The 9,491-nt window shown below is 42.5% G+C and carries 9 protein-coding genes; all 9 read right to left on the reverse strand.

From position 1 onward, the window contains the following. Positions 1 to 265: 265 nt before the first annotated feature. Complete coding sequence (gene nuoN / locus AC4BHP_RS13535; RefSeq protein WP_139892088.1) at positions 266 to 1,786, reverse strand: NADH-quinone oxidoreductase subunit NuoN; 1,521 nt, start codon at positions 1,784 to 1,786, stop codon at positions 266 to 268. A gap of 3 nt (positions 1,787 to 1,789) precedes the next feature. After that, on the reverse strand, positions 1,790 to 3,310 hold the full coding sequence (locus AC4BHP_RS13540) for an NADH-quinone oxidoreductase subunit M (RefSeq protein WP_139892087.1): 1,521 nt from the start codon (positions 3,308 to 3,310) through the stop codon (positions 1,790 to 1,792). Beyond that, positions 3,307 to 5,172, reverse strand: coding sequence for an NADH-quinone oxidoreductase subunit L (gene nuoL / locus AC4BHP_RS13545; RefSeq protein WP_490552800.1), 1,866 nt, complete (start codon positions 5,170 to 5,172; stop codon positions 3,307 to 3,309). The genes AC4BHP_RS13540 and nuoL overlap by 4 nt, the downstream gene beginning before the upstream one ends. A 66-nt stretch (positions 5,173 to 5,238) precedes the next feature. Continuing rightward, entirely contained in the window at positions 5,239 to 5,553 is a 315-nt protein-coding gene (gene nuoK, locus AC4BHP_RS13550; protein ID WP_066103278.1) for an NADH-quinone oxidoreductase subunit NuoK, read from the reverse strand. Continuing rightward, entirely contained in the window at positions 5,550 to 6,104 is a 555-nt protein-coding gene (locus tag AC4BHP_RS13555; RefSeq protein WP_139892085.1) for an NADH-quinone oxidoreductase subunit J, read from the reverse strand. The genes nuoK and AC4BHP_RS13555 overlap by 4 nt, the downstream gene beginning before the upstream one ends. After that, on the reverse strand, positions 6,104 to 6,520 hold the full coding sequence (gene nuoI, locus AC4BHP_RS13560) for an NADH-quinone oxidoreductase subunit NuoI (RefSeq protein ID WP_490552802.1): 417 nt from the start codon (positions 6,518 to 6,520) through the stop codon (positions 6,104 to 6,106). The genes AC4BHP_RS13555 and nuoI overlap by 1 nt, the downstream gene beginning before the upstream one ends. A gap of 32 nt (positions 6,521 to 6,552) precedes the next feature. Next, positions 6,553 to 7,554, reverse strand: a complete 1,002-nt coding sequence (gene nuoH / locus AC4BHP_RS13565; protein ID WP_490552804.1) for an NADH-quinone oxidoreductase subunit NuoH — start codon at positions 7,552 to 7,554, stop codon at positions 6,553 to 6,555. After that, the gene (locus AC4BHP_RS13570) at positions 7,554 to 8,654 is read right to left on the reverse strand and encodes an NADH-quinone oxidoreductase subunit D (RefSeq protein WP_066103293.1); all 1,101 of its coding nucleotides are present in this window, start codon (positions 8,652 to 8,654) and stop codon (positions 7,554 to 7,556) included. Before AC4BHP_RS13570 ends, nuoH begins: the two co-directional genes overlap by 1 nt. Before the next feature lie 6 nt (positions 8,655 to 8,660). Next, the coding region (locus AC4BHP_RS13575; protein ID WP_490552805.1) for an NADH-quinone oxidoreductase subunit C at positions 8,661 to 9,491 on the reverse strand (831 nt) is incomplete at its 5' end.

The following is a 9,491-nucleotide window of genomic DNA, read 5'->3' on the forward strand; positions in this document are numbered from 1 at the left end:
TACCATATTTAAAAGGACCGTTCCTCTTTTTCTACAAATTATCGACATTTTCTAACAAAAAGAATCTAAATCGTATGAAATAAACGGATTCTATCAAATAATGTAATAAACAGACATATTTAGGCACGCATAATATTATTTTACAACATAACACCTGTTAATAGCTAGATTCACTTCTTCACAATTTAATGGTAATTATTAAGTTTTCTTTACAAAGAAAACAAATAAAAAGCCAGGAGGTATTTTCCCTCCTGGTCATGTAAATTTATTTTAACATTTGATATATATCCGTGAAGTTCTGATGGAAGAAATCGAGCAAATAATGAGGGAATAATCCGAACAGGATCGATCCCACAGCACAAATTCCGATTACATAGTGGATGACTGATATTTTCATCTTACCTTTTGTTTCTTCTTCCGTCCTCATAAAGAGATGGACAATGATGTTGAAGTAATAGAGATAGGAAATTACGGTAGTCACCAGCATGATTGCTGCCAGTATATAATGGCCTTGTTCCTTCGCAAAAAGGTTCATGAAAATATTCAGCTTTGCAATGAATCCTGCCGTACCAGGAATTCCTGCCATGGAGAGAATGAAAATACACATGGAAACCGCCAAAAATGGTGATTTTTTATACAGGCCGGCCATCATATATTGATCCTCGTCCCCAATCTTCCTATCTTCTGCTATGAATTGGATGACGGCAAAGGCCCCGGTCATCATTAGGATGTATGCAGCAAAATAGTACCAAATCGATTCAATCGTATATTCTCCAAAGGCTGTAACCGCAGCAAGCAAATATCCTGCATGGGCAATGCTTGAATAAGCAAGCATTCGTTTCAGATTCTTTTGCCTTAATGCAATTAGATTTCCGGCAATCATCGTTATACTAGCCAGGACAGCCAGATAGTTTTGATTGGCCGTAAAAATCGATAGGAATCCGATATCATCCATTGTTGCTGTTAAAAACACGGTAACAACGATACGAAGTAAAAGCGCAAAGCCTGCTGCTTTTGAAACAATACTCAAGAAGGCAGTCACCGGCGTCGGCGATCCTTCATATACATCAGGTGCCCACATATGGAAAGGCACGGTTGCCAGCTTGAAGGATATCCCGATTACGAAAATAAAGAAGGATAGTCCAGCAATATATTGAAGCTGCGAGTTTTCTTGGGTGGCAAATATAGTTCCAATTTCGAATATATTCGTCGTCCCGCTCACGCCGTACATATAACTCAGTGCAAACAGGATGATGGCTGTCGAGATTCCCCCATTGACCACATATTTCATTGAAGCTTCAGCTGATTTTCGGTTATTTTTCTGCATTCCAGCCAGAATATAGGATGAAACGGACAAAAGCTCTAGCCCCACAAACAATGTAATCAAATCTCCGCTTGATGTCATGATCATGGCACCTAATAAAGCAGTTAGAAGTAAATAATAAAATTCTGCCTGATACGGCTGCATCCCAGCTCTCGGTTTATGTACCACAGCCAGCACCATGACAAAGGCTAATCCAATCAAAAGTATAAGCTTAAATGCTTTGGCAAAGGCGTCCAATCGGAATGTATCATACAAAATCGAGCCAGCCTCCAATGGGAATAAGCCAATTAAAGAAATGATGGCAAGCCCGATACTACCAAAAGCAAACCAGCCAAGTACCTTTCTTCCAAATTGTTTAGGCATGCATAAATCCAATATAGAGAGGATGATCGCTGCACCAAGGATTATAAATTCAGGTATCATTAAATTCCAGTTCATCGACAGTAATGTTTCCATATCCATATCTTAGTCACCCCCTATCCCTGTCATCATGTCAGCAATTTCAGCCTGAAGCGGTCCTTCCAGGATGGCAGGGCAGACGCCGATCAAAATAATAAAACCAAGTAATACAAATGCCAGTACCGCTTCGTTCGGTTTTAAGTCGGCGATGGATAACTCGTTCTTGGGCGCTCCAAATGTCATATTTAGAACGGCACGCAGCACGTAAACAGCAGTCAATACAATTCCTAACGTACCAATGGCAGCAAGGATTGGTTCGGTCTTAAACAATCCCATGAACGCCATGAATTCACTGATAAAACCGGACATCCCCGGCAAACCGAGTGAAGCCATCCCTCCTGCCAGTAAAATCCCCGAGAAAACCGGAATAGATTTAGCCAATCCACCAAGTTCTTTCAGATTTGTAGTTCCGACTCTTTCATAAAGAAAGCCAACCAGTAAAAAAAGCAAGGCGGCGATCAAGCCATGAGATACAACCTGAAATAAAGCACCCTGAATTCCTGCTGTATTTAATGCCCCCAGTCCCATAAGGACAATTCCCATATGAGAGATTGAGGAATAGGCCAGCACGAGCTTGAAATCCGTTTGTTGCAAAGCAAGCCAAGCACCATATAGGAAATTAATGACGCCAAGCAAAGCAATCCAAAAGGCCATCTCTTTAAACTCACCTGGGAACAATCCCATTCCAAATCTGATTAACCCATAAGCACCAATCTTCAGTAATACTCCGGCATGCAGCATAACAATTGCTGGAGGCGCCTGTACATGGACTCGCAGCATCCAGGAATGGAACGGAAAAATCGGCAGCTTGATTCCAAAAGCGATGACAATCCCCGTAAAGAGGATATATTTCAATTCTGTACTGATTGGAGCTAGAAGCGTCTGCCCGCCAACTGATAAGATTTGCCCCAATATCTCAATATTGGCTGTGCCGGTTCTCGCAAAAAGTACCATGATGACAAACAAGAGGATACAAGAGCCTAAGCCGTTATAAATCAAGAAGCTAAATGCTGCTTTTTCTTTGTCGAAATAACCCCATTTCCCAATCAAGAAGAACATGGCCACCAAGGTAACCTCAAAGAAGAGGAAGAATAAAATCAGATTCTGAGATAGGAAGACACCCAGCATACCTACCTCTAATAAGAGAAGAAGAATAAAATAGCCCTTCCATTCTTTTTTTATTTGAAGAACAGAGGCTAATGCTGCCAATGTTGATAAAATCGCTGTAAGAATTACCATCACAAGGGAGATTCCGTTCAGGCTCAGTTCAAAGGGTATGGCATATAATTGACTTTGCCTAACTCCCCCGCCTCCTAATTGAAACCACTTATGAAAAACCGAAAACACCGTAAATTTCGTTCCAGATAGATATTCACTATATAGGTAGATTGTAAGAATCAATGGTGGAATGGTTCCCAATATACCTAATCGTTTCAGTGCGTTTTCATTGTTTTTCGAAACAAACATTAATCCAGCTATCCCTAGCAAAGGGGAGAAAACGAGCAAACTAAGAATATATGGGTTCATCTGACATACCCTCCTGTCCATGCAAAGATCACAAGTACGGCAGCCAGGCCAATCAGAGCAATCGTCCCATATATCTGCATTTGGCCATTATGCGCATTGGCACCTTTAGTAGCGCCAAAATTGATCAAGTAAGAAACAGATGACACAATTCCCTGCAGGATATATTTTTCAACCCAGGAGAGAATCATTCCGAAGCCCTTCACCATCCGCACAATTGTAAACTCGTAAAATTCATCGATATAAAATTTGTTCTCCAGTATTTGATAAAGCGGTCCCGGAACTTCCTTCTCCACACCGACACTTTTCCTTTTACCATAAATCAGCCAGGCGGTGCCGCTTCCAATTAAAAAGGCAAGAGTTGCCACAATAGGTATCCAAATTGGCCCCTCTATATGTGCATGGTCCAGATATCGGTTCCCATCAGCCAGCCAATCCCCAAGAAAAGTTCCAAACCACGGGGTGTTAACATAGCCTGCAAAGATAGAAAGTACAGCAAGTATCATCATCGGAGCTGTCATGGAACCAGGTGATTCCTGCACATCCTTTGTTTCATTACATGATGGTCCCCAAAATACGATAAAGAACAGGCGGAACATATAAAAAGCCGTCAAAATGGATGTTAGTAATGCAACTATAAATAGGACGGTATGGCCGCTCTCCCAAACAGATATAAGAATCTCATCCTTACTAAAGAATCCTGATAGGAGTGGAAATCCGGTTAAGGCCAATGTCCCGATTAAAAACAATGGACCAGTTCGCCGTAATTTTTTCCACAAGCCACCCATCTCGTCGATATTTTGAGTATGAACAGCATGGATGACACTGCCGGCTGCCAGGAACAATAGTGCTTTAAAAAATGCATGAGTCGTTAAATGGAATACACCGGCCACATAGCCTGCTGTCCCAAGTGCGAGCATCATATAGCCGAGCTGGCTGACCGTGGAGTAAGCCAAGATCCGTTTAATATCCTTTTGGACTGTGGCAATTGCAGCGGCAAAGATGGCTGTAAACGCACCAACAATCGCTACAGTCAGCATGGCTGTTTCACTCGCTGCAAACAGAGGAAACATCGTTGCGACTAAATAGACGCCGGCTGCCACCATGGTAGCGGCATGGATTAATGCCGATACGGGAGTCGGGCCTTCCATCGCGTCAGGAAGCCATGTATGTAATGGAAACTGGCCAGATTTCCCGATAGCACCAATAAAAATCAACAGCGCTGTGGCTGTAATCCAGCCTGAAGTCAGGACTCCATTTTCTACAGCTGAGAAAATCGCTTCATACTCAAAGCTGCCTGTTTTCCAGAATAAGAGGATAATGCCGATTAAAAGTCCGATATCTCCAATTCTGGTCATAATAAATGCCTTTTTCGCTGCGCGCCTGGCAGCATCCTTGTAAAAATAAAAGCCAATCAACAGGAATGATCCCAATCCGACCAATTCCCAAAAGATATAGAGCTGCAGGAGATTCGGTGAAACCACCAAACCCAGCATGGCGAATGTAAACAGCCCCAAATAAGCAAAGAAAACAGGCACCCTTCCATCGCCTTGCATATACCCAATTGAATAAATATGTACCAGTAAGCTTACAAGTGAAACAATCACCAGCATCAACGCATTTAATTGGTTTACCTCTACCCCCATTGTCACTTGGTTCTCACCAATTCTTAGCCAATCCACTACAGAGCGATAGTCTGGTGATTGAAGGCGGCCAATGAGAACCAGGAGGGAGAAAAGGAAAGTAAGTAACGTGAAGCCAATCCCTATGTATGCACTCGAAGCCTTCAGCCTCTTTCCAACCACAAGCAGAAGCACAAATGACAGGAGCGGGAAAAGAGGAATGACCCATACAAGCTTCATCATATAAACATTTCCCCTTATGATTGAAGAGCAGCAGTTCCCCTCTTCAATTCGTGTTATCCATTGACGTTAATTTTTCAATGTGTCCATTTCATCTATATTGACAGTTTTTCGATTCCGATAAAGTGAAAATAAAATCGCGAGTCCTACTGCAGCCTCGGCAGCTGCTACTGCAATCGCAAACAAAGCAAATACCTGCCCGGTTATGGCAGGGGCCGGTCCAAGCTTACTGAAAGCTACTAGATTGATATTCACGGCATTTAGCATTAATTCAATCGATACGAGGACAATAATTATATTTCGCTTTGTCAGAGCACCATAAAGCCCAATACAGAATAGTGTCAACGCTAGTGTTAAATAGGCAGGAAGCGGAACTGAAGTCATTTCTCCTCCCCCTCCTTCTGATCATCTTTTTTCGCCAATACGACGGCACCTACCAAGGCAACCAGCAGCAATACGGATACAAGCTCAAATGGAATCACAAATTTCGTATAAATAGCAATCCCAATTTTCTCTGTATTATTTAAATGCAGAGTACTCGATTGGCTGACCAGATCTGTCTCGCCACCTGCTGTATTGACAGTCTCTGCAAAGTTTAAATTGTAGATGCCTGCATAGACTGCACCTGCAAAGCCCAAAACTCCTATTAGGACAAAGGCTTTCCTCCACATGCCTGCCTTTGTTACACTTGGATCGCGGTGATTGGTCAGCATAATTCCAAAAAGCATAATGATTGTGATTGCTCCAGAATAAATCATGATTTGGACTACCGCCACAAACTCTGCTGACAGTAACACATAGATTCCGGCAATGCTGATAAAGGTAAACACAAGTGACACCATCATATGCATGACCTTGGTTAGATGGATCATCAGCACAGCGCCGCAGATTGCTATTAATCCCAGCACAATGAATGCTGTCATTTCTCCACTCATTATTGATTCACCTTTCGAATATTTCCGTCATTTTCATCAAGCCACTCCAGATTCTTAAATAACTCATCCCGGCTATACTCCGCCAGTTCAAAATTATTCGTCATCACAATGGCTTCAGTTGGACAAACCTCTGTGCATAAATCACATAGTATACAAATCTCAAAATTTATATCATAGGTGTCGATAATTTTACCTTTTTTAGTAGAGTCAGGGTGTTTTTTACCTGTCAGATGAATACAATCTGTTGGACAAATATTCATACATTGATTACATACAATGCATTTTTCGGGATAAAATTTTTGAATGCCGCGGAAACGGTCGGGTACCATAATCGACTCATTTGGATAATCGTAGGTCACTTTTTCACGAGATAAATTCTTCAGTGTGTACTTCAGTCCCTTAGCTAAACCGAACATTTTTTCTCCCTCCCTCTATTACTCTCTCTATCTTAGGCTATTATTTTTATGACTAATGCTGTTACAAAGATATTTAGTAAGGCAACCGGCAATAACACCTTCCAGCCAAACTCCATTAAATGATCTGCTCGTAAACGTGGGAACGTCACACGAATCCAAACTAGGAAAAACGTGACCGCAAACCATTTCAAGCTGAACCAAACGGCACCTGGAATCCAATCAAGGAACGGGAGAGGCTGCCACCCTCCAAAAAACAGGATTACAGTCAATGTGGCCATCGCAAACATGTACACATACTCTGAAAGCATAAAGAATGCCCATCTAAAACCCGAATATTCAACATGAAATCCTGCTACCAGCTCCGATTCTGCCTCGGATAAATCAAAAGGAACGCGATTTAATTCTGCTACTGCCGCTATCAGAAAGACAACAAACGCAATTGGCTGGCGGATAATATTCCAAACACCTGCCTGGGATTCTACAATATCATTTAAATTTAAGCCGCCTGTTAAGAGAACAATCCCAATCACAGACATGACGAGCGGAACCTCATAGGAAATCATTTGTGCACCTGCACGCATCCCGCCCATTAAGGAATATTTATTATTGGAAGCCCATCCTGCTGCCAATATCCCAACTGTACTAACCCCAGATACTGCAATATAATAGAGCAACCCTACACCCAAATCCGCAAATTGCAGAGCTTCTGTGAATGGCAATGTAGCTACAACAACCATCGCAGGTGCAAACGCAATAAAGGGAGCCAATTTAAACAATGGTTTATCAGCCTGATCCGGAATCGTATCTTCCTTAAGTAGCAATTTGAGGACATCTGCAACTGTCTGGAGTAAGCCCCATTTCCCTCCAAGCTGATTGGGTCCATGGCGCAGCTGCATATACCCCATAACCTTTCGCTCTGCTAAAATGGCAAATGTCACGAATCCCAGTATGACGAACATGAGTACAATTGCCGAACCAGCAAAGACTGCAAATGAACTCCAGCTCGGAGTTGAGGTAAGTAAATTTTGAATCATTACCCATCAACCTCCCCAAGGACAATATCAATTGCACCCAATATTGCAACCAGATTGGCGATATTTTCTCCCTTTAATAACTTCGGCAAAATTTGCAGGTTGTAAAAAGACGGGCGCCTGAATTTAAGACGGTACGGCTCTTTTTTTCCCTCGCTCGCTATGTAACAACCGATTTCTCCTCTTGGTGATTCAATTCGGACGTACCCTTCCCCTTTTGGCGGCTTTATTATTTTTGGAACCTTAGCCATAACAGGCCCATCAGAAGGAAATTGTTCAATACATTGTTCAAGAATCTTTAAGGATTCTTCGATTTCATCCAGACGAATTTCATATCTGGATAACACATCCCCTGTTTCACGTGTAACTATTTTAAAATCAAAACGGTCATAAATCGAATAAGGAGCCGTTTTTCGTAAGTCCTGTTTCACACCTGTGCATCTTAAATTTGGACCGCTTAATGAATAGGCAATCGCTTCTTCAGCGGAGTAAATTCCTATACCCTTCACCCGTGTCAAAAAGATCTCATTTCCGCTTACCAGTTGACGGTAGCCCTGCAGCTGTTCACGCATATATGGAATAAATTCAGCCACCTTTTGAATCCATCCATCCGGTGCATCCCATTTCACACCACCAACACGCATATAATTAAATGTCAGTCGGGCACCAGATAGCTCATTCAGGAAATTAAGAATCATTTCCCTTTCCCTGAATGCATAGATAAATGGACTGGTCGCTCCCAAATCCAGCACGAATGTCCCCCATGCCACAAGATGGCTCGATATCCGCCCCAGTTCCATGGCCATAACCCTTAAATACTCAGCCCGGTCCGGCACTTCAATCTTCATCATTGTTTCGACCGCATGGCAGAGCACATAGTTATTGGTCATGGCAGATAAATAATCAAGCCGGTCGGTGTAGGGAATAATTTGAGTGTATTGCAGGTTCTCCGCCAGCTTTTCCGTTCCTCTATGTAAATAGCCAATAACCGGTTTTGCCTCGGTAATGATTTCTCCATCAATTTTAACGACAATCCGCAAAACCCCATGCGTACTTGGATGCTGCGGTCCTACATTCAAAAGCATTTCTTCCGTCCGAATCATGCCCTCCTACACCTCCACATCATCATACTGCTCATAATCCTTGCGCAGTGGATGACCAACCCAGTCTTCCCCGAGTAGTATTCGCTCTAAGTTCGGATGGCCTGTAAACGTTATGCCCAGCAAATCATATATTTCTGACTCTGCCCAATTTGCACCTATCCATAACGGAACGACAGATTCCAGCTCTGGCTGCTCTCGATCCACCTTGACCTTAATGACAATTTCACGCTGATATGGAAATGAATACAAATATAAATATACCTCGAAATGGGTGACAAAGTCTGTTCCGTGAATCTCAGATAAATAATTAAACTTCAGTTGCTCATTTTTTCGTAAAAATTCGAGAGTTCGATAGTATGCTTCCTTTTTTAAAACAATCGTTGGTACATCCTTAGAAAGCCTATTAATATAGGCATCTTCCAAAATTTCAGTTCCAATATTGGTTTCAAGTATCGTTCGATAGGTATCAAGCAGGGATTGATTTGGAGATGGAGCTTCTTCTGATGCAGGTGCGGATGTTTTTTCGGCAAGTTTTGATTTCGTCTTGGCTGCTGCCGCGGCTTTTGCCTTTGCTACTGCAATTGCTTTGGCTTTGGCTTTTTCTGTTTCTTCTAGTGGTTTGGTGGATTCGGTGTCTCCCTCTGTCCGTTTTTGCTTCGCTAATGCAGCTGCCTTTGCCTTGGTCGCCGCTGCCGCTTTTGCTTTCGCGATAGCGATTTCTTTTTCTTTTTTTGTTTCCTCTGGCGATGTGGTGGATTCAGAGTTTGCTTCTCCCTCTGTTCGTTTTTGCTTCGCCAATGCAGCTGCCTTTGCCTTGGCTGCGGCTGCCGCTTTTGC

The organism is Pradoshia sp. Z4_20 (assembly GCF_058216035.1).

What these genes read in the sequence shown, in the direction of transcription:
- nuoN (WP_139892088.1), bottom strand. Translation starts at nt 1,786, where the DNA reads ATGGATATGGAAACATTACTGTCGATGAACTGGAATTTAATGATACCT.
- AC4BHP_RS13540 (WP_139892087.1), bottom strand. Translation starts at nt 3,310, where the DNA reads ATGAACCCATATATTCTTAGTTTGCTCGTTTTCTCCCCTTTGCTAGGG.
- nuoL (WP_490552800.1), bottom strand. Translation starts at nt 5,172, where the DNA reads ATGATGAAGCTTGTATGGGTCATTCCTCTTTTCCCGCTCCTGTCATTT.
- nuoK (WP_066103278.1), bottom strand. Translation starts at nt 5,553, where the DNA reads ATGACTTCAGTTCCGCTTCCTGCCTATTTAACACTAGCGTTGACACTA.
- AC4BHP_RS13555 (WP_139892085.1), bottom strand. Translation starts at nt 6,104, where the DNA reads ATGAGTGGAGAAATGACAGCATTCATTGTGCTGGGATTAATAGCAATC.
- nuoI (WP_490552802.1), bottom strand. Translation starts at nt 6,520, where the DNA reads ATGTTCGGTTTAGCTAAGGGACTGAAGTACACACTGAAGAATTTATCT.
- nuoH (WP_490552804.1), bottom strand. Translation starts at nt 7,554, where the DNA reads ATGATTCAAAATTTACTTACCTCAACTCCGAGCTGGAGTTCATTTGCA.
- AC4BHP_RS13570 (WP_066103293.1), bottom strand. Translation starts at nt 8,654, where the DNA reads ATGATTCGGACGGAAGAAATGCTTTTGAATGTAGGACCGCAGCATCCA.